Source organism: Streptomyces sp. NPDC047453, assembly GCF_040643155.1.
In the GTDB taxonomy this organism is placed as follows: domain Bacteria; phylum Actinomycetota; class Actinomycetes; order Streptomycetales; family Streptomycetaceae; genus Streptomyces.
Genome location: NZ_JBEYTS010000029.1, coordinates 59,462 through 80,520, shown reverse-complemented (window position 1 = coordinate 80,520; position 21,059 = coordinate 59,462). Strand labels below are relative to the sequence as shown.

At 71.6% G+C, this 21,059-nt stretch carries 19 protein-coding genes; 14 read left to right on the top strand and 5 right to left on the bottom strand.

Annotated features, from left to right (window positions below; all coding sequences use genetic code 11):
- Positions 1-3 precede the first annotated feature (3 nt).
- Positions 4-771 (top strand): CDP-alcohol phosphatidyltransferase family protein, encoded by a 768-nt coding sequence (locus tag ABZ818_RS24315; RefSeq protein ID WP_361418295.1) that lies wholly within the window; start codon positions 4-6, stop codon positions 769-771.
- A 112-nt stretch (positions 772-883) separates the two neighbouring features.
- Here the strand turns inward: ABZ818_RS24315 and ABZ818_RS24310 are convergent, their stop codons facing one another.
- A complete protein-coding gene (locus ABZ818_RS24310; protein WP_361418292.1) occupies positions 884-1,375 on the bottom strand; it encodes a hypothetical protein in 492 nt (163 codons plus the stop codon).
- Positions 1,376-1,427: 52 nt separating this feature from the next.
- Positions 1,428-1,820: a PLD nuclease N-terminal domain-containing protein gene (locus ABZ818_RS24305; protein WP_361418289.1), complete on the bottom strand. Its 393-nt coding sequence runs from the start codon at positions 1,818-1,820 to the stop codon at positions 1,428-1,430.
- Between the two features lie 87 nt (positions 1,821-1,907).
- Between ABZ818_RS24305 and ABZ818_RS24300 the strand changes: the two genes are divergently transcribed.
- The 9 genes from ABZ818_RS24300 (at position 1,908) to ABZ818_RS24260 (ending at position 9,159) form a co-directional block, all read left to right on the top strand.
- Positions 1,908-3,365: a menaquinone biosynthesis decarboxylase gene (locus ABZ818_RS24300; RefSeq protein WP_361418286.1), complete on the top strand. Its 1,458-nt coding sequence runs from the start codon at positions 1,908-1,910 to the stop codon at positions 3,363-3,365.
- A complete protein-coding gene (gene mqnP, locus ABZ818_RS24295; RefSeq protein WP_361418283.1) occupies positions 3,362-4,264 on the top strand; it encodes a menaquinone biosynthesis prenyltransferase MqnP in 903 nt (300 codons plus the stop codon). Before ABZ818_RS24300 ends, mqnP begins: the two co-directional genes overlap by 4 nt.
- Positions 4,265-4,309: 45 nt before the next feature.
- Positions 4,310-4,981 carry a flavoprotein gene (locus ABZ818_RS24290; RefSeq protein ID WP_361418280.1) on the top strand — a complete coding sequence of 224 codons (672 nt, stop codon included), beginning with the start codon at positions 4,310-4,312 and terminating at the stop codon, positions 4,979-4,981.
- Between the two features lie 97 nt (positions 4,982-5,078).
- Positions 5,079-5,534 (top strand): Lrp/AsnC family transcriptional regulator, encoded by a 456-nt coding sequence (locus ABZ818_RS24285; protein WP_141366372.1) that lies wholly within the window; start codon positions 5,079-5,081, stop codon positions 5,532-5,534.
- Positions 5,535-5,581: 47 nt separating this feature from the next.
- Positions 5,582-6,745: an aminofutalosine synthase MqnE gene (gene mqnE / locus ABZ818_RS24280; protein ID WP_361418277.1), complete on the top strand. Its 1,164-nt coding sequence runs from the start codon at positions 5,582-5,584 to the stop codon at positions 6,743-6,745.
- 56 nt (positions 6,746-6,801) lie between these two features.
- On the top strand, positions 6,802-7,452 hold the full coding sequence (locus ABZ818_RS24275; RefSeq protein ID WP_361418274.1) for a UdgX family uracil-DNA binding protein: 651 nt from the start codon (positions 6,802-6,804) through the stop codon (positions 7,450-7,452).
- Between the two features lie 16 nt (positions 7,453-7,468).
- Positions 7,469-7,993 (top strand): GNAT family N-acetyltransferase, encoded by a 525-nt coding sequence (locus ABZ818_RS24270; protein ID WP_361418271.1) that lies wholly within the window; start codon positions 7,469-7,471, stop codon positions 7,991-7,993.
- Between the two features lie 102 nt (positions 7,994-8,095).
- Positions 8,096-8,419, top strand: coding sequence for a DUF4229 domain-containing protein (locus ABZ818_RS24265; RefSeq protein ID WP_361418268.1), 324 nt, complete (start codon positions 8,096-8,098; stop codon positions 8,417-8,419).
- Positions 8,420-8,487: 68 nt separating this feature from the next.
- Complete coding sequence (locus ABZ818_RS24260; RefSeq protein WP_361418265.1) at positions 8,488-9,159, top strand: TetR/AcrR family transcriptional regulator; 672 nt, start codon at positions 8,488-8,490, stop codon at positions 9,157-9,159.
- On the opposite strand, the gene ABZ818_RS24255 is transcribed toward ABZ818_RS24260, so the two are convergent.
- Positions 9,152-9,973 carry a MaoC/PaaZ C-terminal domain-containing protein gene (locus ABZ818_RS24255; RefSeq protein WP_361418351.1) on the bottom strand — a complete coding sequence of 274 codons (822 nt, stop codon included), beginning with the start codon at positions 9,971-9,973 and terminating at the stop codon, positions 9,152-9,154. The genes ABZ818_RS24260 and ABZ818_RS24255 overlap by 8 nt on opposite strands.
- Before the next feature lie 341 nt (positions 9,974-10,314).
- Here ABZ818_RS24255 and ABZ818_RS24250 point away from each other — a divergent pair, with 341 nt between their 5' ends.
- Positions 10,315-12,267, top strand: coding sequence for an AMP-dependent synthetase/ligase (locus tag ABZ818_RS24250; protein ID WP_361418262.1), 1,953 nt, complete (start codon positions 10,315-10,317; stop codon positions 12,265-12,267).
- A 254-nt stretch (positions 12,268-12,521) separates the two neighbouring features.
- Here ABZ818_RS24250 and ABZ818_RS24245 read toward each other — a convergent pair whose 3' ends face one another.
- On the bottom strand, positions 12,522-12,725 hold the full coding sequence (locus ABZ818_RS24245) for a cold-shock protein (RefSeq protein WP_004984723.1): 204 nt from the start codon (positions 12,723-12,725) through the stop codon (positions 12,522-12,524).
- A gap of 359 nt (positions 12,726-13,084) precedes the next feature.
- Here ABZ818_RS24245 and ABZ818_RS24240 point away from each other — a divergent pair, with 359 nt between their 5' ends.
- Both ABZ818_RS24240 and ABZ818_RS24235 read left to right on the top strand, forming a co-directional pair.
- Complete coding sequence (locus ABZ818_RS24240) at positions 13,085-13,933, top strand: menaquinone biosynthesis protein (RefSeq protein ID WP_361418259.1); 849 nt, start codon at positions 13,085-13,087, stop codon at positions 13,931-13,933.
- Between the two features lie 44 nt (positions 13,934-13,977).
- Positions 13,978-15,726, top strand: a complete 1,749-nt coding sequence (locus ABZ818_RS24235; protein ID WP_361418256.1) for a protein kinase — start codon at positions 13,978-13,980, stop codon at positions 15,724-15,726.
- Positions 15,727-15,812: 86 nt separating this feature from the next.
- On the opposite strand, the gene ABZ818_RS24230 is transcribed toward ABZ818_RS24235, so the two are convergent.
- The gene (locus ABZ818_RS24230; protein WP_361418253.1) at positions 15,813-20,423 is read right to left on the bottom strand and encodes an FtsK/SpoIIIE domain-containing protein; all 4,611 of its coding nucleotides are present in this window, start codon (positions 20,421-20,423) and stop codon (positions 15,813-15,815) included.
- A gap of 278 nt (positions 20,424-20,701) precedes the next feature.
- Here ABZ818_RS24230 and ABZ818_RS24225 point away from each other — a divergent pair, with 278 nt between their 5' ends.
- Positions 20,702-21,010 (top strand): WXG100 family type VII secretion target, encoded by a 309-nt coding sequence (locus ABZ818_RS24225; protein WP_361418250.1) that lies wholly within the window; start codon positions 20,702-20,704, stop codon positions 21,008-21,010.
- Positions 21,011-21,059 lie beyond the last annotated feature (49 nt).

The window sequence follows — 21,059 nt, the reverse complement described above, 5'->3', positions numbered from 1 at the left end:
GTCATGGTCGCTTCTCCGGTTCTGGAGGAGCTGCGGGAGGTCTGCCAGCCGCAGGCGAAACTGGCGAGCCGCAACGGCGAGCACTGGGCGGGCCGCCTGTACATGCGGAGGATCTCGCTGCGGTTCACCCGGCACCTGGTGCGCACCCCGGTCACCCCGGACCAGCTGACCTGGGCCATGGTGGTGTGCGGGATCGCCTCCGGCGCTGCGCTGCTGATCCCGGGCCTGACCGGAGCCGTCCTGGCCGTCGTGCTGATGCAGCTGTTCCTCCTCTTCGACTGCGTGGACGGCGAGGTCGCCCGCTGGAAGGGCCAGAACAGCGCGGCCGGCATCTACGTCGACCGGCTCGGCGCCTACCTCGCGGACGCCGCCCTGATGGTGGGCGCCGGCTTCCACGCGGCCCGGTCCGGCTTCGGCGGCTGGGTGTCGCTGGGCCTGGCGACCGCCCTCGGCGTGGTCCTGCTGAAGGCCTCCACCGACCTGGTCGACGTGGCCCGGGCCCGGCGCGGGCTGGCCGTCGCCGACGACGAGTCGACACGGCCGCGCTCGCAGGGCGTGGCCACGGTGCGCAGGCTGGCCGCGGCGTTCAAGATCCACCGGCTGACGAACGGCATCGAGGCGTCCCTGGTCCTGCTCGCCGCGGCCATCGGCGACACGATCACCGGCGGCACCGACGTCACCCGCTGGGCGCTGATCGCCCTCGCCGCCATCACCTGGGTGATGGTCCCGGCCCACCTGCTGTCGATCCTGTCGTCGTCCCGGCTGCGCTAGTGCTGTGACCGGAGAGGTTTGCCGGGCGTCGCGAGCCGGTGAACCTTTCCGGTCGCAGCACTGGAGAGCCGCGCCCGTACCGCCGTCGTGCGCCCGCTCGTGGGTGCCCCGGTCATTGCTGTTCCCACACCGTCGCCGCGACCTCGACGCGCCTCCCGTCCGTTATCGCGGTCACCTCGACGCAGCCGACGCGGTGCTGCCAGGTCCCGACGCACGCCCGGTCGCCCACCCGGACGTCCAGTGAGTGCCGGCCGCGTTCGCCGTTGAGGAGCGTGGCCCACCGGCTGTACGTCGGCGGGCCCGGGTCCCGCCAGGCGACGAGCGCCCCGTCGCTGGACAGGGTGCCCGAGCTCTCGGTGAACACGTCACCGGCCACCGAGGGCCCCGGCGGGTTCTGGTCCAGCCACCAGCCGCCGGGCATCGCATCGCCGTCGAGCACGAGCGTGCCGTGCCGGCGGACCCGGGGCGCGTGCGGCGGCGCCGACGACGTACGCGGCTCCTCCGGCGGGTCGGGCGAGGGGGCGTGCGAGGCGGGCGCCGGTGTGTCCGCCGGTGCGGAGGAGGCGGGCGGCGACATGCCGCCGGACTCGGTCGGCGGGCCCATCAGCGCAGTGGAGAGTTGGCGAACAGGGGCGGCCCGTCGCCCCGGCGGTGCCTCAGTTGCTCTTCGGCTCCTCGCCGTTCTCCTTGCGGCGCAGTTCCTCCTCGCGGCGGCGCAGATCGGCCTCCCAGCTCTTCAGCAGGTCCTCGTCCTTCTTGTTCTCCTCGGCGAGGGACTTCAGGAACGCGGGATTGTCGTCCGGGGCGACGTACTCGAGCCGCTGGTTGCGGTGCCACTCCGAGGGCGTGCGGCCGTTCGCCGGGGGGCGCCGGTCCCTGCCCGCGGCGAGCCAGACGATCGAGCCGACGATCGGGAAGAGCAGGATGATGAAGACCCAGGCGACCTTGGGAAGGTGCTTGGCCTCGTCCTCGGGCGTGTTCAGGCAGTCGATGAACGCGTAGATCATCAGTGCCAGCGGCACGATGTAGTACAGCAGCACCCTGAGCATGTCGAGAAGCCCCCTGGAAAGCGGTGGAGGGGCCCTGCACCGGCCCCGTGACGGGGCCAGGGTAGCCGCTCGGGGATACTGGACCCCATGGCGTACGACGATCTTCGATCCCTGCTCAGGGCGCTGGAGCGCGAGGGAGACCTCAAGCGCATCAAGGCCGAGGTCGACCCGTATCTGGAAGTCGGTGAGATCGTCGACCGGGTGCAGAAGTCGGGCGGCCCCGCGCTGCTCTTCGAGAACGTGCGCGGCTCCGCCATGCCCCTGGCCATGAACGTCTTCGGGACCGACCGGCGGCTGCTGAAGGCCCTCGGCCTGAAGTCGTACGGCGAGATCTCCGACAAGATCGGCGGGCTGCTGCGGCCCGAGCTGCCGCACGGCTTCGTGGGCGTGCGCGAGGCGTTCGGCAAGCTCGGCGCGATGACGCACGTACCGCCGAAGAAGGTGAAGTCCGACAGCGCGCCCGTGCAGGAGGTCGTCCTGCACGGCGACGACGTCGACCTCGACGCCCTGCCGGCCCTGTTCACCTGGCCCCAGGACGGCGGCTCCTTCTTCAACCTGGGACTCACCCACACCAAGGACCCGGAGAGCGGCGTCCGCAACCTCGGCCTGTACCGCCTCCAGCGCCACGACAAGCGCACCATCGGCATGCACTGGCAGATCCACAAGGACAGCCGCAACCACTACCAGGTCGCCGCCCGGCGCGGGGAGCGGCTGCCGGTGGCGATCGCCTTCGGCTGCCCCCCGGCCGTGACGTACGCCTCGACCGCCCCGCTCCCCGGCGACATCGACGAGTACCTGTTCGCCGGGTTCATCGCGGGCAGGCGGATCGGGATGGTCGACTGCAAGACCGTCCCGCTCCAGGTCCCGGCGAACGCCGAGGTCGTCCTGGAGGGCTGGCTGGAACCCGGCGAGATGCTGCCCGAGGGGCCGTTCGGCGACCACACCGGCTTCTACACCCCGCAGGAGCCCTTCCCGGCGCTGACCATCGACTGCGTGACGATGCGCAAGCGGCCCCTGCTCCAGTCGATCGTCGTGGGCCGCCCCCCGACGGAGGACGGGCCGCTCGGCCGTGCCACCGAGCGCTTCTTCCTGCCCCTGCTGAAGATCATCGTCCCGGACATCGTGGACTACCACCTGCCCGAGGCGGGCGGCTTCCACAACTGCGCGATCGTCTCGATCGACAAGAAGTACCCCAAGCACGCCCAGAAGGTGATGCACGCCATCTGGGGGGCACACATGATGTCGCTGACCAAGCTGATCGTGGTCGTCGACGCCGACTGCGATGTGCACGATCTGCACGAGGTCGCCTGGCGGGCCCTGGGCAACACGGACTACGCCCGCGACCTCACGGTCGTGGAAGGCCCCGTCGACCACCTCGACCACGCCTCCTACCAGCAGTTCTGGGGCGGCAAGGCAGGCATCGACGCGACGAAGAAGCTGCCCGAGGAGGGCTACACGCGGGACGGCGGGTGGCCGGAGATGGTCCTCTCGGACCCCGATACGGCCGCCCTGGTGGACCGCCGCTGGAAGGAGTACGGCCTGTGAGCTCGGCGTCTGCCGCGATCCCGCAGCCGGGACGCACCAAGGCCTTCCTGCGCCTGGTGATGATCGAGCACTCGATCTTCGCGCTGCCCTTCGCCTACATCGCCTCCCTGACCGCGATGTACGAGTGGGACGGGACGATCCACTGGGGCAGGCTGCTGCTCGTCACCGTGGCGATGGTGGGGCTGCGGACGTTCGCGATGGCGGTCAACCGGATCATCGACCGGGAGATCGACGCCCGTAACCCGCGCACCGCGCAGCGCGAGCTGGTGACCGGCGCGATGTCGGTGCGGCACGCCTGGACGGGCGCGCTCATCGCGCTCGTCGTGTTCCTGGCGGCCGCGGCCCTGCTCAACCCGCTCTGCCTGGCCCTCGCCCCCATCGCGGTGGTCCCGATGGTGGTCTACCCCTACGGCAAGCGGTTCACGAACTTTCCGCAGGCCATCCTGGGCCTGGCCCAGGCGATGGGCCCGATCGGCGGCTGGCTGGCGATCTCCGGCATCTGGTCCTGGGAGGCGGTGATCCTGGGCCTGGCCGTCGGCATCTGGATCGGCGGCTTCGACCTCATCTACGCCTGCCAGGACGTGGAGACCGACCGCGAGGTCGGCGTGAAGTCGGTGCCGGCCCGCTTCGGCATTCCCGCCGCCATCTGGGGAGCGCGGGCCTGCCACTTCGTCACCACCGCGCTGTTCGTCTGGTACGCGGTCGCCACCGGCGCCGGCGCCTTCTTCTGGCTGGGCCTGGTCGTCGTCGCCGGCGCCTTCGTCTACGAGCACACGATCGTCCGCCCGCACGACCTGTCCCGCCTCAACCGGGCGTTCTTCAGCGTCAACGGGTTCATCGGTATCGCCCTTTTCGTGTGCGCGCTGCTCGATCTGCTGGTGCGCGGTCTCACGGTCTGATCCCTCGCGGTTTGGATCATGAGCACCGACGGATAGGCTCGACACATGAAGCCAGGAGAAACGCGGCGCGCGCCTTGGATCGTGGGGGTGTCCGGAGCGTCCGGCACGCCGTATGCGGCCGCTGTGCTGCGTGCGCTGCTCGACGCCGGACAGAGCGTCGACCTGGTGGTCAGCCGGGCCTCGCGGCTCACCCTGCTCGACGAGACCGGCATCTCCTTCCGCGACGCCCACTGGCGGGACGACCTGCGGGAATGGCTGTCTCTCGGCGCCGACGGCAAGCCCGGCACGTTCGACGTGGACATCACCGGGGTGCGGCACTGGAGCGCCGGTGACCTGGCGGCCGGTCCGTCCTCGGGGTCGTACCCGGCGCAGGGCATGCTGATCGTGCCCGCCTCGACGGCCTGTGTGGCGGGCGTCGCCCTCGGGCTGTCGAAGGATCTGCTGCAACGGGCGGCGAGCGTGACCCTCAAGGAGGGCAGGCCGCTGGTCGTGGCCGTACGGGAGACCCCGCTGAACGGCCAGACGCTTCGGCATCTGGTGGCACTGGACGACGCGGGCGCCACCGTCCTGCCCGCCTCGCCCGCCTTCTACGCCGGGGCGACGCACATCCAGCACCTCGTGGACTTCGTCGCCGGCCGGGCCCTGGACGCGGTGGGCGTGCCCCACCGCCTCTACCGTCGCTGGGAGGGCGAACTGGGCGGCTCCCGGCCCGCGTAGCGTCAGCCGGCGCTCAAGCAGTACCAGTACCACTCGACACTTCAGGAACTTTCTTCAGATCTCTCGTCGGATCTCTTCAGTGGAAGGCTTCGATCGCATGGACGCGGTGGACAGGCAGCTCATCCAGGCCCTGAGGGAGAACGGCCGGGCCTCTTACGCGGAGCTGGGGCGCCTCGTCGGCCTGTCGGGACCGAGCGTCACCGACCGCATCAACCGGCTGGAGGCGGCCGGTGTCATCACCGGCTACCGCGCCACCGTGGACGCCGCCTCGCTCGGTCTCGGCGTCACCGCCCTGATCGGCATCTCGCTCTCCGACGCGGCCGACCACGAGGACGTGGCGCAGCGGCTGAAGGACCTCTCCGAGATCGAGGACTGCTGGTTCATCGCCGGCGACGACTCCTTCATGCTCAAGGTGCGCGCCTCGGACGTCGACGGACTGGAGAGCATCATCCGGCGGCTGTCCGGGACCAAGGGCGTCTCCCGGACCCGTACCACCATCGTGCTGTCCACGAAGTGGGAGAACCGGGTGGGTGAGCTGCCCGAGGAGGTCTGATCCTTCAGGCGTACGGTGGTCGCAGTCTTCAGGAAAGAGGTAGGGGCATGGACGTCGGGCTCAAGCGCGAGCTGGAGGAGAAGGTCAGGGCGGGCGTCCGCCTGACCCGTGAGGACGGCATCGCGCTGTACGAGTCGGACGACCTGGCGTGGCTCGGCGGCCTCGCCCACGAGGTGCGCACCCGCAAGAACGGCGACGTGGTGCACTTCAACGTCAACCGGCACCTCAACATGACGAACGTGTGCACCGCGTCCTGCGCGTACTGCTCCTTCCAGCGCAAGCCGGGCGAGAAGGACGCGTACACGATGCGCATCGAGGAGGCCGTGAAGCTGGCCAAGGCGATGGAGTCGGAGAACCTCACCGAGCTGCACATCGTCAACGGCCTGCACCCGAACCTGCCGTGGCGCTACTACCCGCGTTCCCTGCGCGAGTTGAAGGCCGCGCTGCCGGACGTGTCGCTGAAGGCGTTCACGGCCACCGAGATCCACCACTTCGAGACGATCTCCGGGCTGTCCGCCTCCGAGATCCTCGACGAGCTGATCGACGCCGGTCTGGAGTCCCTGACCGGCGGCGGCGCGGAGATCTTCGACTGGGAGGTCCGGCAGCACATCGTCGACCACCGCACCCACTGGGAGGACTGGTCGCGCATCCACCGGCTGGCGCACGAGAAGGGCCTGAAGACCCCGAGCACCATGCTCTACGGGCACATCGAGGAGCCCCGCCACCGCGTGGACCACGTGCTGCGGCTGCGTGAACTCCAGGACGAGACCGGCGGGTTCCAGGTCTTCATCCCGCTGCGCTACCAGCACGACTTCGTCGACATGCAGGACGGCAAGGTCCGCAACCGCCTCCAGGCCCGTACCACCATGGCGACGGGCGCGGAGGCGCTGAAGACCTTCGCCGTCTCGCGGCTGCTCTTCGACAACGTCCCGCACGTCAAGGTGTTCTGGGTGATGCACGGCGTGCAGACCGCGCAGCTCGCCCTCCAGCACGGCGCGGACGACATGGACGGCTCGGTGGTCGAGTACAAGATCACGCACGACGCGGACAACTTCGGCACCCCGAACAAGCTGACCCGCGAGGACCTGCTGGAGCTGATCCGCGACGCCGGCTTCCGCCCGGTGGAGCGCAACACGCGCTACGAGATCATCCGGGAGTACGAGGGCCCGGACCCGGCGCGCCGCGAGTCGCCGCAGCCGATGCGGGTGTGAGCCCGCGCGTTCCGCGCACCCCGTGACGTCGCCGGCCGGGCGGGTACCCGTCCGGCATGGCCACCGCGAAGGCGCCCGAGGACGCCTACACCGCCGCGCCCTTCGTCCCCGAGCACGCCGACCTGGCCGCACTGCGCGAGGCGGCGGCGGGCTGCCGGGGCTGCCCGCTGCACCGGGACGCCACCCAGACCGTGTTCGGCGCCGGGGACACCGGCGCCCGGGTCATGCTCGTCGGCGAGCAGCCCGGGGACCAGGAGGACCGGCGGGGCCGGCCGTTCGTCGGGCCCGCCGGGAAGCTGCTGGACCGGGCGCTGGCCGAGGCGGGCATCGACCCGGGCGAGACGTATGTCACCAACGCGGTCAAGCACTTCAAGTTCACCCGGTCCGGGCCCGGCAAGCGCCGTATCCACAAGGCGCCGAGCCTGCGCGAGACGGCGGCGTGCGGGCCCTGGCTGGCGGCCGAGCTCGGGCTCGTGGAGCCCGAGCTGATCGTGGTCCTGGGCGCGACGGCCGGCAAGGCGCTGCTGGGCTCGTCGTTCCGGGTGACCGAGGTACGCGGGACGGTGCTGGAGGCGGAGATCCACGGGCGCCGGGAGCGTCTGGTGCCGACCTTGCACCCCTCGTCGGTGCTGCGCGCGGACGACCGGGAGGCCGCGTACCGGGGGCTGGTGTCCGACCTGAAAGTGGCTGCGCGCACCCTCGTGTAATAGATACCATCACCCAATGCCCCTTACCTTCACGCTTGATCCCGCCATCGACGCCGCCCTGCGCGACGGCATCCTCGACCTGTGGGCCGATGTCACGAACGCCGGCGGAGCGGTCGGCTTCGTGCCGCCCGCGAGGCGGGAGGAGATACGCCCGGAGGTGGTGCGGCATTTCGTGGCGCTGGCGGAGAGCCGCTCCCGGCTCCTGGTCGGCCACGACGAGGAGGGGCGGGTCGCCGCCACCGCCTTCCTGACCTTCAACACCCACCCGCTGATGACGCACTGGCTCTGGCTCTACACGGTGATGGTGCACCCGCGCCACCAGGGCCGGGGCTATGGTCGGGACCTGCTGGCGGCCGCTGCGGACGCGGCCCGCGGCTTCCCGGGCATCGACGCGATCCGGCTCACCTGCCGGGGCGGGCTCGGCCTGGAACGGTTCTACGCCTCCTGTGGCTACAAGGAGGTCGGGCGGGTGCCCGGCGCCATCCGGGTGGAGCCGGGCGACGACCGGGACGACGTGATCATGCTTCTGCCACTGGCCTGAGGCTTTACCGGTCCTTGGCACCCCCCTGCGTGGTGCGGCGCCCGGCGTGCTTCACTGGACGGTGCCCCTTTGGGAACCTTCGGAACGGAAGAGTGGATTGAGATGCTCCGCTACACACTGATGCGCCTCGGGATCTTCGTGGGCTGCCTCGTGGTCGTCTGGGGCCTCGTCTACTCCGGTATCGCCCCGCGCGGCCTCGGCAGCTCCAACGGGCTGTGGATCGTCACCCTCGCCCTGGTGATCTCGGCCCCGATCAGCTTCGTCGTCCTGCGCAAGGAGCGGGACCGGGCGTCGATGCAGGTGTCCGCGCGGGTGGACCGCATGAAGGCGGGCTTCGAGGCCAACGCGGGCCAGGAGGACCTCGCCGACGACCGGGCGCGGGCCCAGGCGCAGCCCCGGGAGCAGGCTCAGGGGCAGGCGTCCTGACGTCCTGATCCGGTCGGTGCGGCGTCCGCGCGGCCGTGGGGCCGGCGCCTGAACCGTAGGCTTGCCCCATGGGTGCCGTGAGGACCAGGCGGATGCCGAGAGCGGTGCGTGAGCAGCAGATGCTCGACGCCGCCGTCCAGATCTTCGGGCGGCGCGGCTACACCGCCGCGTCGATGGACGAGATAGCCGAACTGGCGGGCGTCTCCAAGCCGTTGGTCTATCTGTACCTGAACTCCAAGGAAGACCTCTTCACCGCCTGCATCCGCCGCGAGGCCGCCGCCCTGACCGAGGCGGTCCGCGCCGGAGTCCGCCCGGGACTGCCCGCCGACCGCCAACTCTGGGAAGGGCTGCGGGCGTTCTTCACGCACACCGCGCGGCACCCGGAGGGCTGGGCGATGCTCCACGTGCAGGCCCGTACGCACGGGGAGCCGTTCGCGGTCGAGATCGCCGCGATGCGCGCGGAGATCGTGGAGTTCGTCACCCAGTTGATCCTCGTCGCCGCCCGTGAGGCCCACCGCGACCCCGGTCTGCCGGAGCGCGAGGTCGCCGGGCTCGCCGAGGCCCTGGTCGGCGCCGCCGAGTCCCTCGCCGACTGGGCCGACGCCACCCCGGGCGTCTCGGCCCGCCAGGCGGCGGCGACCCTGATGAACTTCGCGTGGGCGGGCCTGGGCGACCTCATGGAGGACCGGCCGTGGACCCCGCCCGCCGACGAGCTCACCGCGCCGACCGCACTCACGTGAGCGGCGGAAGCACCTCGCCCCTCAGATGGACCCGCTGTCCGGCGGGATCGCGCAGCTCGAAGCGGCCGATGCCGTCGGCGGCGTGGACGACCGTGCCCGGCAGCAGCACCGGGGATCTGAACTCCGCCCGGACCAGGGCGGCTTCGGGGGTGCCGTGGGCGGCGAGGCAGCGGGCGACGGTCCACATGCCGTGTGCGATCGCCCGTGGGAAGCCGAACATGCGGGCGGTGAGCGGGTGGAGGTGGATCGGGTTGCGGTCCCCGGAGGCGGCCGCGTAGCGCCGCCCCACGTCCGGTCCGAGGCGCCACTCGGCGACGGCGGGCAGGGGTTCGTGTTCCCGCCGCGCGGGCTCGGGCGCGGGCCCGTCGGTGGGGTGGCGGGCCAGGTACGTGCTCGTCGACTCCCATACGACGTCGCCGCCCGCCGCCCTCAGCACGGTGACGACGGCGGCCTCGGTGCCACGCCGGTGCGGTGCCAACCCGGCGATGTGCACGGACACTTCGTACACGCCCGTGGCGGGCAGGGTGGTGTGCCGGGTGATGTCGACCGAGGTGTGCACCAGTCCGAGCAGCGGCAGCGGGAAGTCCCCGCCGCTCATCAGGCTCATGGCCGCCGGGAAGCCGAGCACGTGCGGATAGGTGATCGGCAGCCCGTCGTCGCCGGTCGCGAAGCCGCACACCCGCTCGTAGGCGGCCAGTCGCGCGAGGTCGACGCGGACGGAGGGAAGCACGAGCCGGGTGCGGGGGAAAGGGGCGTCCGGACGGGGCCGTTTGAAGGGGGAGCGCAGGGCGCCGCGGGCCAGAGCCGTCGCCAGGCGGAGGTCCGACGCGGACGCGGTGCGGGCGAAGCCCGTGAAGCGGTCGGCCAAGTCCCCTCTCCCCACGGGCTCACCTCACTCATCCGAAAGTCAGGTTACCGGAGGTAAGCCTGTGTCGAGGTGCGGGCATCCGGAGGCCGGGGAGTACGCAGCCCTGCCCCGGACCGTCTCCGGACCCTTCCCGAACCCGCACGAACTCCCCATCCCGGCCCCGTACGATCGCGTTTGCAACCGGCGGTAACACCCCAAGAGCGCGCACCACCGGTGAACGACTCGGTAAGCGCGGCGCGTACCACGTGCAGCAGAGCAGCGCGCAGCCGCAAGCCCCAGGAGCCGCCATGCCTCTCTCGTACTCGTCCCCGTCGTCCCACGGGCCGGCCCCTTCGCCCGCCTCGGGGTTCGACTACGACCCCGACGCGGTCCCGGCGTTCGTGCCGCCGCAGACCCGCCGGCTGGACGGCGAGGTGCGCGAGGCGTACGTCCCCCCGCTGGTGCCGCCGGTGACGCACGGCTCGCTGGCCGACCTGCCGTTCGAGAACGCGGCCGCCGACCCCGGCCGCCAGGTCGTCAGCCGCCGGGACGCCGACGGCGGCTGGACGCATCTGACCGCCGCGCAGTTCGCCGGCCAGGTACTGGCGATGGCCAAGGGCCTGATCGCGGAGGGCCTGGCGCCGGGCGACCGGATCGCGGTCATGGCGCGCACGAGGTACGAGTGGACCCTCCTGGACTTCGCCGCCTGGGCCGCCGGTCTGGTCACGGTCCCCGTCTACCCCACGTCCTCCGTCTTCCAGACCCGCTCGATCCTCCAGGACTCCGGCGCGGTCGCCCTGGTGACGGAGAAGGCCCGGCAGGCGGCGGCCCTCGGCCCGGAACGCGAGCGCCTGCTGGACCTGCGCCACGTGTGGATCATCGAGAAGGGCCACCTCGACCGGCTGGTGGAGAGCGGCGCGGACGTCCCGGACCAGGAGGTCGCCGTGCGCCGGGGCGTCCTCGGGCCCGACACGCTCGCCACCCTGGTCTACACCTCGGGCACGACCGGCCACCCCAAGGGCTGCGCGCTGAGCCACGGCAACTTCCTCGCGGAGGTCGACAACGCCATCGAGGTCCTCTACCCGGCCTTCAAGGCGAGGACGTCGGAGGAGGCCGCGACGCTGCTCTTCCTGCCCCTCTCCCACGTCTTCGGCCGCATGGTCGCGGTCGCCTGCGTCCGCGCGGGCGTCCGGCTGGGCCACGCGCCGAGCCTGAAGTCGGAGGACCTGCTGGCGGACCTGGCGAGCTTCCGGCCGACGTTCCTGCTGGCCATCCCGTACATGCTGGAGAAGGTCTACAACAACGCGCGCGCCACCGCCGAGCGCGGCGGCCGGGCGTCCTCCTTCGACCGCGCGGCCGACGTGGCCCGCCGCTACGGCGAGGCGGCCGAGGCCCGCCGGCACGGTACGGGCCCCGGCCCCAGCCGCGCCCTGAGGACGGCCCGCGCCTTCTACGACGCCCTCCTCTACCGCCGTATCCGGGCCGCCCTCGGCGGCCGCCTGCGCTATCTCATCTGCGGCGGCTCCCCGCTGGGCCGCCGCCTGGCCGCGTTCTACGAGGGCGCCGGCGTCGAGGTCTACGAGGGCTACGGCCTGACCGAGTCGACGGGCGCGGCCACGGTCACGCCTCCGCAGAAACCCCGCCTGGGCACGGTCGGCTGGCCGCTGCCGGGCACGCGGGTGCGTATCGCGGCGGACGGCGAGGTGCTGCTGGCAGGGGGTCAGATCCTGCGCGGCTACTGGAACCCGCACGCGGGCGGGGTGGTGCCGGCGACGCACGACGGCTGGTTCCCGACGGGCGACATCGGCCGCCTGGACGACGACGGCTACCTGACGATCACGGGCCGGAAGAAGGAGATCCTGATCACCGCGGGTGGCAAGAACGTCGCCCCGGCCCCTCTGGAGAACTGGCTCCGCGCCCACCCGCTGATCTCCCAGTGCATGGTGCTGGGCGACCGCCGCCCCTACGTCTCCGCCCTGATCACCCTGGACCCCGAAGGCATCACCCACTGGCGGCAGATGAACGGCAAGCACCCCGTCCCCGCCGAACTCCTCGTCGACGATCCCGAGTTGGCGGCGGTGCTGCAACGCGCCGTGAACGAGGCGAACAAACTGGTCTCCCGCCCGGAGTCCATCCGCCGCTTCGCCGTCCTCCCGGTGGACTTCACGGAACCGGCGGGCCACCTGACCCCGACGATGAAGCTCCGTCGGGAGGCGATCCTGCGCGACTTCGCACAAGAGGTGGAGGGGCTGTACGCGTAGCGTCCGCAATGGTGCGAACCGCCGCGGCGCCCCCTCACAGCCGCGGCCTTTGCCTCGCTCCGGTCATCTCCGGGGCGGCGCGGCATTCATTTCCGGGAAGGCCGGTGATGCCTCGGAAAGAGTTCGCCGGGAATTCACCGGGCGGTGTGTCCGGTGTCCGGCCGCCCCGGCCGGGGAAAGGCAGGAGCCCCGTCGCCGGACGGCGCGGGGCTCCTTGGGTACTGCACTCAAATCGGATTACTGCGCGCGAACGCTCAGACCGGGGTGACGTTCTCCGCCTGCGGGCCCTTCGGACCCTGGGTGACGTCGAAGCTCACCTGCTGGTTCTCTTCGAGGGAGCGGAAACCGGTCGCGTTGATTGCGGAGTAGTGGACGAAGACGTCGGGGCCGCCGCCTTCCTGGGCGATGAAACCAAAGCCCTTTTCGGCGTTGAACCACTTCACGGTTCCGGTAGCCATAAGCCCTCCTTGGGCTCAAAGGGTCGCCCTGCTCCAGAACCTGCAAGTGTGATAACGAAATCGCCGCACAACTGCATACGTCTGAAAACGACCAGAGCCCGCGGTCACATGCTCCGCAGGCTCTGTACTGCAAGGGAAACCAAACTGCAACTTGCTGGCGAGCCTAGCATGTGGGCAGCCGAATGCAATAGAGGTCAAGATCACTTCACCCGGATGTTTGAAGGTTCGGGTGAGAGGTTGACGCAGTGAGATCGACGGGGCCTCACAGAAGGATGGCGGGGACTCCGCCAATCGGGGTCCTCGGGGGCGGCGGCAGGGGCGGCCGGGGGACGGCGCCGCGCAGGGTCTAGCCTCACGATGTGGACAATTCTCGCACCCGGCCGCGCGTCGGCCACATCCAGTTCCTCAACTGCCTGCCCCTGTACTGGGGGCTCGCGAGAACCGGCACGCTCCTCGACTTCGAGCTGACGAAGGACACCCCGGAGAAGCTCAGCGAGCGGCTCGTGCGGGGAGAACTCGACATCGGGCCGATCACCCTCGTCGAGTTCCTCAAGCACGCGGACGACCTGGTCGCCTTCCCCGACATCGCCGTCGGCTGCGACGGCCCGGTGATGTCGTGCGTGATCGTCTCGCAGGTGCCGCTGGACCGGCTCGACGGCGCCCGGGTCGCCCTCGGGTCGACCTCCCGGACCTCCGTCCGCCTCGCCCAGCTGCTGCTGGCCGAGCGGTACGGGGTGGCCCCCGACTACTACACCTGCCCGCCCGACCTCAGCCTGATGATGCAGGAGGCGGAGGCGGCGGTGCTCATCGGCGACGCCGCCCTGCGCGCCAACCTCCACGACGGCCCGCGCTACGGACTCGAGGTGCACGACCTCGGGCAGCTGTGGAAGGAGTGGACGGGACTGCCGTTCGTCTTCGCGATCTGGGCGGCGCGGCGCGACTACCTCGAGCGCGAGCCGGACATCACCGGCAAGGTGCACGAGGCCTTCCTGGCCTCCCGCAACCTGTCCCTGGAGGAGGTCGCCAAGGTCGCCGAACAGGCGGCCCGCTGGGAGGCCTTCGACCAGGAGGTCCTGGAGCGGTACTTCACCACCCTCGACTTCAGCTTCGGCGACCCGCAGCTCGCCGCGGTGGCCGAGTTCGCGCGGCGCGTCGGACCGACGACCGGCTTCCCGGCAGACGTGAAGGTGGAGCTGCTGCGGCCGTAGCGCACTACCCTGCTGTGAGGCGTACGGGGGAGGGGGAGGACGCCATGCAGCCGCTCGAAGCAGACGAGCCCGCCACCGTGGGTCCCTACCGGCTGCTCGGCCGGCTGGGCTCCGGCGGCATGGGCCGTGTCTACCTGGGCCGCAGCGGGGGCGGCCGCACCGTCGCGGTGAAGATGGTGCACCCGCACTTCGCGCTCGACGAGGAGTTCCGCGCCCGGTTCCGCCGCGAGGTCGAGGCCGCGCGCCGGGTGGGCGGCGCCTGGACCGCACCGGTCCTGGACGCCGACCCCGAGGCGCCGGTGCCGTGGGTGGCCACCGCCTACGCGGCCGGCCCCTCCCTCGCCGCGGCGATCGCGGACGCCGGCCCGCTGCCCGGGCACTCCGTACGGGTGCTGGGGGCGGGCCTGGCCGAGGCGCTGGCGGCGGTGCACGAACTGGGCCTGGTGCACAGGGACGTGAAGCCGTCCAACGTGCTGCTCACCCTCGACGGCCCGCTGCTGATCGACTTCGGCATCGCCCGCGCCACCGACGGCACCGCGTCCCTGACCTCGACCGGTGTCTCGGTCGGCTCGCCCGGCTACATGTCGCCCGAGCAGATCCTCGGCAAGGGCGTCACCGGCGCGGCCGACGTCTTCTCCCTGGGCGCGGTGCTGGTGCACGCCGCGACGGGCGAGCCCCCGTTCCCGGGCGACTCCTCGGCGGCGCTCCTCTACAAGGTGGTCCACGAGGAACCCGAACTGGGTTCCCTGTCGGGAGACTTGCGGGACCTGGCGGCGGCCTGCCTGGCCAAGGACCCCGGCGCCCGCCCCGGCCCCGGCGAGGTGGCCCGCCGCCTCGCCCCCGAGGGCGCGTCCCGCCTGGTCGCGGCCGGCTGGCTCCCGTCCCGCCTGGTCGAGCACGTCAGCCGCAGCGCCGTGTCGCTGCTCAACCTGGAGGCGACGGCGGCGGAACCGCCACCCCCGTCGGCGTCAGGTCCGCTGGGGTTCAGCCGAGTCTCGGTGCCGGGCCCCGCCCCGGTCGCCACCGGTGAGCCCCCGCGGCCCGCGGCAGCGGTATCCGGCGGCGGGTTCGGCCCGCCACCCCTCATGGGCGCCGCGGCCATGGACGCCGCGGCCATGGGAGCCGCGGCGCCCCCTACCCACTCCAGCCCGCAGGACGCGCCGCCGCTGGGGACCACCGCGCCGGCCGGTCCCGGCAGGTTCTCCGTCACGGTGGCCGGCAAGGCCGCGCCCGACGCCGACGGCCGGGGCCGCCGCCTGAGCTGCACCGTGGTCCTCGCAGTCGCGGGCGTGCTGGCGGCGGTGACCGTCGGTTCGCTGTGGCTGTTCCCGTTCCGGGACGACAGCGCCGACAGCGCCGGCGCCGGCCCCGTCGGGACACCGACACCGGCCGCCACCGCGGGAGGCGACCACCGCTCCACCGAGCCGTCCGCCACCTCCTCCTCCGTCCCCGCCCGCTACCTCGGCACCTGGGAGGGCCAGGGCACCGCCCTCGACGGCACCCTGCCCCTCGGCGACTTCCGGCTGACGGTCCACCAGGCCGCCGTGGGCCGGGAACTGGGCACCCTCCACCAGACGGACCAGCTCGGCGGCGTCTGCGACGACGTACTCACCCTGAAGCAGGTGACGAACACTCAGCTGGTCGCCGTCTCCCGGGGCGCCAGGACCAACCACTCGGGCTGCAACCCCGCCCCGCACACGGTCCGCCTCACCCCGGTCGGCGACGACCTCAAGTACACGTCGGACAGCTCCGCGGAGGGGAATCCGGTGGCGCGGCTGTCGAAGGTCGGCTGACGGAAGTGATGGGCGCCGGAGGCTAGTGCTGTGACCGGAAAGGTTTGCCGGGCCTCGCGAGCCGGTGAACCTTTCCGGTCGCAGCACTAGTTCGGCGTCGTCACGGTCATGTGCTCGCCGCTGCCCAGGTGGAGCATCCCCTTGCCGGGAGTGACCGGGCCGCCGACCATGCTGCGGGTCGTGCGGATGCCGATCAGTTCGCCCGCGGAACTGTCCTGCGGGGAGAGCAGGAGGCCGCGGCGGGCCTTCTTCGCGTCGACCTGCCAGCCGGAGAAGCCGTCGCAGATCTCCTCCTCGTCACCGGCGATGACGACGGCCAGTCCCTCCTCCGCGCCGCGCTCGATGATGCGCTTGAAGACGTCCTCCGCGTCGCAGTCGTCCAGGACCTCGGCGTCGTCCACCAGGACGGCGATCGGCTGCTCGGGCGTGGCGGGCTTGAGGGCCTCCTCCAACTCGTCCTCGTCGATATCGCGGCCCGTGAACACCCGCAACACGCCCTCCTGGCCCTCCAGTTCGCGCAACGGAGACTGCCGCGGAGCCGCGACGACCAGCCGTACGCCCTGGGCCAGATAGGACCGTGCGACGTTCATCAGCGCCGTGCTGCGGCCGGACTTGGCCGGGCCGCCGATCACGAACGCCGGTACGCCCTCGGCCAGATCGGGTCCGAACGCGGTGAGTTCGTCACCGCCGACACCCACCAGTGCCCACAGCGGCGAGGACGCCGCCGCCGGTTCGCGCATCGCCCAGGCGTCCGCGAAGGAGATCCGGCCGGGCAGCACGTCCACCCGGAACGGCCGCCGGGAGCGCGGCACGTCCGCGTCCCGGGCCGCCGCCGCGTCGCCGATGGCCATGAGCGCGGCCGCCTGGCCCTGACCGGTGGTGTCCTCGCAGAGCAGCGCGAACTGCGTCTCCGCGGCGGTCTCGGCGCGGAAGGCCCGGCCCGGGGGGATCTCCTCGGGAACCTTGCGGGCGTTGATGTCCAGCATCGAGAAGTCGCCTCGGTCTGCTAGCCGCAGACCGTACTTGTCCTCCGTGAGGGAGGAGATCCGTCCCGACAGCACCTGCCGGTCACCGGTGAGCACCACGTGCAGGCCCACGCTCGCGCCCTCCCGCATCATCGCGAAGAGCTGGTCGGTCAGGTCCCCGTGGTCGTACTCGCCCAGCGTGGGCAGCCAGCCCTCCCAGCGGTCGAGCAGCAGCACGATGTGCGGCAGCCGCTCGTCCTCGGCCACCGCGGCCCGCTGCTCGCCGATGTCGGCGAAGCCCTTCTCGGCCAGCAGGTCCTGACGCCGGTTGAGTTCGCCGGTCAGCCGGGTGAAGAGCCGGACGACACGCTCCAGTTGGTTGCGCCCCACGACCGCGCCGCAGTGCGGCAGCCGGGTCAGCGCGTTCAGGGCGCCGTTGCCGCAGTCGATGCCGTACAGGTGTAGGTCGGCGCAGGAGAGTGTCCGGCCCAGCGAGCCGGCGATGGTGCGCAGCAACTGCGAGCGGCCGGTGCGCGGCGCGCCGCCGACGAGCAGATGCCCGAAGGTGGCGAAGTCCACGGCCACCGGGCGCCGGGCCTGGTCGGAGGGCAGGTCTTCCACGCCGTACGGGGCGGCGGGCAGCGCGCCCCGGGCCTGTACCGCCGGAATATCGTCGAGGAGCAGGGTCTCTTCCAGGGCGGGCAGCCAGGGGGAGTGCTGGGCGGGGATGGCGAGCGTCCGGTTGGCCTCCCGCACGGCGTCGACCAGAACCTTCAGGTCGGTGATCTCGTCGTCCTCGCGCGCCTCGGACTTGGGCTTGCGCAGTGCCGCGCGCCCCAGGTCCTCCCAGCTCAGCGGGCCTGCCCAGGGGGCCAGCGCCCGCGGGTCGGCCGCGCCGGGCCGCCGTCCGCCGACGCGGCCGGACTGGAAGGGGATCAGGGACGCGTGCCCCAGGCGGACGTACGCACGGCCCGGTGTGCTCTTGGAGATGTGCCCGGCCTCGGGCGCGTCGATGACGTCCGTGGACTCGCCGGCGTCGGTCACGCGCAGCGCGATGCGCAGGTTGGTGTTGGCACGGATCTCGGGGGAGACCACGCCGCTGGGCCGCTGCGTGGCCAGCAGCAGGTGGATGCCCAGGGACCGCCCGCGCTGGGCGATGTTGACCAGGCCGGTGACGAAGTCCGGCAGGTCGCGCACCATGGACGCGAACTCGTCGATGACGATGAGCAGTCGGGGCACGGACGCGTGCGACGGATCCCGGCGCACCAGGTCCTGGTAGTCCTCGATGTCCTTGGCGTCGGCGGCGGCGAGGATGTGCTCGCGCCGCTTCAGCTCGGCCCCCAGCGACTCCAGGGCACGCTCGACGAGGTGCGCGTCGAGGTCGGTGACCATGCCGACGGTGTGCGGCAGCTTCACACAGTCCTTGAACGCCGAGCCGCCCTTGTAGTCGACGAGCACGAACGTCATGTTCTCGGGCGTGTTCGCCACCGCGAGCGCCGCCACGATGGTCTGGAGCAGCTCCGACTTTCCGGAACCGGTCGTACCGGCGATCAGACCGTGCGGGCCGTCGCGCCGCAGGTCGATGCCGAACGGGCCGTCGTACGACTCGCCGATGACCGCCATCGTCGACTGCCCGCCCGTCCGCCAGCGCGCGGCGATCGCGTCCCGCGTGGGCGGCTCGAGGTGCAGCACGTCGAGCAGCCGGCTGGCGGCCGGCAGGGCGGAGTCCTCGGTCTCGCCGCTGATGTCGCGCAGCGACGACAGGGAGCGGGACACCCGTGCGCACCAGGCCGCGGAGACGAAGTCGGGCCGTACGTCCCGCCGTCGCCGGGCATCGGTCTGCTCCACGCGCAGCCGCAGTTCGAGGGCCTTCTCGGTGGCCTGTTCGTTCTGCTGCGCCGTCTGGTGCCAGGCCTGGAAGGAGGGGAAGCCACCGACGGCCGCCTGCGGAGCGGATTCCGGGACGGCGGCGCTGTCGTCGGTACGACGCGGCTCGGCGAGCACGACCGCCTGACACTCGCCCGGCAGGAACCGCTCCTCCTCGTCGAGGCAGATCGCGTACAGGGAGACGGCCGGCCCCTCGCGCAGCAGCCGCACCACCCCGGGCAGCGAGCGCAGCCGGCGAGATCCGTCCCAGACCACGACGATGTCGGGGTCGGAGAAGGCCGGCCCGTCACTCCGGTTGCCCTTCTCCTTCAGTGCCTTCTGCCGGGCGTCCAGCAACTGGGTCAGCTCGCCGACGCGGGCGCCGACGGTCTCGGAGTCGGTCCCTATCAGTACGTTGACGTCCTGACCGCCCGAGGGGCGGGCGTGCGGCAGCCAGCGCACCCAGTCCCAGCGGGAGTGCGCGTCGTTCTCGGTGAGGACGTAGAACTGCACGTCCATGGGGCTGTGCAGCACCGCCGTCTGCGCGACGGCCCATCTGCCGAGCGCCTGCGCGGAGTCACCCGGTCCGGCGATGCCGACGACGCCGAGGTCCTTCAGCGGCAGCGCGACCGGCGAGTCCTCGATGCGCCAGGTGACCTCACGCTTGTGCTCGTCCTGCTCGGGGTCGTCGAGCACGACCTCGGAGCGCACCCGGCCGGTGCCGACGCGGATCAGCAGGTGGTCGGCGTCGGTGCGCCGGCGCTCCCACAGACGGGTGCGGGGGCCGGTGGCGAAGGCGAGGACGGCGGCCGGGTCGGGGATGGCGTCCCGCCGGTCGAGCCGCTCCGTGCGCAGCGCCTCCCGGGCATCCTCCTCGATCCGTTCCTTGTGCTCCTTGTACTCCTTGACCTGCTTCGCATGGGACTTGCGGCCCTGCTTCTTGTCCATGAAGTAGTTGGCGATGAGCATCAGCGGGCTCATCAGGGCCATGATCATGTAGTACCAGCGGCGGAAGATCATGACCGAGACCACGGCACCCACCAGCGGCATCAGCGCCATCAGCCACGGCAGCGGGCGTGCCTCGTACTCGCCGGGCGGATTGGGGAGCCGGAAGTGCGTCTTGCGTTCGGCCGGGCGCAGCCGGGGAGGCCGGTTGTAGTCGAGTCCGGCACCGTCGTCCGACCACTTCAGGGCCGCGTTCGGCGGGCTGTACCGGGTGATCTCCAGCAGGCTGTTGCCGAGCGCGAGTTGGGCCCCGAGGGGCCAGTCGCCACCGTCGAAGTCCTCGCCGTCGAGCCGGACACCGGAACGACCGCTCTCCTTCTTGTCGCCCTTGTCGCCCTTCTCGACTTTTCCGCCGCGCTCGCCGTGCAGGGCGACCTCGCAGGTGCCGTCGATGGCGATGGACAATGTGGCGACGCGATCGTCGAGTTCCGGGTCGTCGATGCGCAGGTGCGCGATGGTCCCGCTGCCGATGTCGTACCGCCCCACACCGAGGCGGTGCACGGCCCCGGCCCCGGGGCCGCCGGCCACCCTGAACTCGACGACGCCGGTGGGCTCTCCGAGCAGGCAGCCCGCGGGATCGTGCAGGCTGACGACGGCTCCCTCGCGCAGCGGCGAGCCGACGACGGTGGCGCCGGGATCGAGGGGATAGCCGTCGACGTACGCCTGCGGGGCCCCGCCGGGTCCGTGCCCGGCCCCCTGCTGGTGTCCCGCGAGGGAGATGATCTGCGCACCGCCGCCGAGCCCGAGGTGCTCGGCCAGTTCCCGGGTGACATCGCCGACCGACGACTCCGGATCGGCGTCGAGTACGACGTCGGCACTGGTGCCGCCGAGCGGGTCGACGACGGTCAGACTCAGGCGCACACTCGTCCTCCTCGCAGTGCTCGGGCCACCCCCGGAGCGCAGAACACAGTCGAAGTGACCTTAACCGTCAGGTGGTTCCCCGGTGCACGGGATGTGCACCGGTTCACGTTTCCTCCAACTGACGTCCCTGTATCCCCACGGGCCCCACCCGTAAGATCTTTGCTCATGCGGACGGCCGGACGAGGGCTGCCGGCCGATGCGGTCGACGCGGTCGATGCGTCCGCGCCACAGAGCCACGGGGGCAGTCCCTGCGGCGAACAAAACGGGAGGGAGCCGTCATGGGCAAGAGCGGCAAGGACACAGACCTCACTTATGCCGAGATGGAGAAGACCGCAGGCGATCTTCTCAAGGACATGCACCACCTCGAGGACCAGATCAAGTCCGTCGAGAAGCGGGTCAAGCAGCTGGTGGAGAACGGCTTCTCCACGCAGAAGGCCTCCGGCGCCTACGAGGACTCCATGAAGGACTTCGCCAAGGGCGCCGTGAAGACCATCCAAGGCCTCCACGGTCTCTCCGAGTTCCTGAAGAAGGCCAAGCAGGCCTACGAGAACCTGGACGAGGAACTGGCGCGGAGCCAGCGGGGTTAGTGGCTCCTTGGGTCACCGGGGGTGCGGTGGGGCGCGCGAGTGATGTCCC

Excerpts from the sequence above, each read along its gene's own strand:
- ABZ818_RS24315 (WP_361418295.1), top strand. The coding sequence starts at position 4 with ATGGTCGCTTCTCCGGTTCTGGAGGAGCTGCGGGAGGTCTGCCAGCCG.
- ABZ818_RS24310 (WP_361418292.1), bottom strand. The coding sequence starts at position 1,375 with ATGGGCCCGCCGACCGAGTCCGGCGGCATGTCGCCGCCCGCCTCCTCC.
- ABZ818_RS24305 (WP_361418289.1), bottom strand. The coding sequence starts at position 1,820 with ATGCTCAGGGTGCTGCTGTACTACATCGTGCCGCTGGCACTGATGATC.
- ABZ818_RS24300 (WP_361418286.1), top strand. The coding sequence starts at position 1,908 with ATGGCGTACGACGATCTTCGATCCCTGCTCAGGGCGCTGGAGCGCGAG.
- ABZ818_RS24290 (WP_361418280.1), top strand. The coding sequence starts at position 4,310 with ATGAAGCCAGGAGAAACGCGGCGCGCGCCTTGGATCGTGGGGGTGTCC.
- ABZ818_RS24285 (WP_141366372.1), top strand. The coding sequence starts at position 5,079 with ATGGACGCGGTGGACAGGCAGCTCATCCAGGCCCTGAGGGAGAACGGC.
- mqnE (WP_361418277.1), top strand. The coding sequence starts at position 5,582 with ATGGACGTCGGGCTCAAGCGCGAGCTGGAGGAGAAGGTCAGGGCGGGC.
- ABZ818_RS24275 (WP_361418274.1), top strand. The coding sequence starts at position 6,802 with ATGGCCACCGCGAAGGCGCCCGAGGACGCCTACACCGCCGCGCCCTTC.
- ABZ818_RS24270 (WP_361418271.1), top strand. The coding sequence starts at position 7,469 with ATGCCCCTTACCTTCACGCTTGATCCCGCCATCGACGCCGCCCTGCGC.
- ABZ818_RS24265 (WP_361418268.1), top strand. The coding sequence starts at position 8,096 with ATGCTCCGCTACACACTGATGCGCCTCGGGATCTTCGTGGGCTGCCTC.
- ABZ818_RS24260 (WP_361418265.1), top strand. The coding sequence starts at position 8,488 with ATGGGTGCCGTGAGGACCAGGCGGATGCCGAGAGCGGTGCGTGAGCAG.
- ABZ818_RS24250 (WP_361418262.1), top strand. The coding sequence starts at position 10,315 with ATGCCTCTCTCGTACTCGTCCCCGTCGTCCCACGGGCCGGCCCCTTCG.
- ABZ818_RS24245 (WP_004984723.1), bottom strand. The coding sequence starts at position 12,725 with ATGGCTACCGGAACCGTGAAGTGGTTCAACGCCGAAAAGGGCTTTGGT.
- ABZ818_RS24235 (WP_361418256.1), top strand. The coding sequence starts at position 13,978 with ATGCAGCCGCTCGAAGCAGACGAGCCCGCCACCGTGGGTCCCTACCGG.
- ABZ818_RS24225 (WP_361418250.1), top strand. The coding sequence starts at position 20,702 with ATGGGCAAGAGCGGCAAGGACACAGACCTCACTTATGCCGAGATGGAG.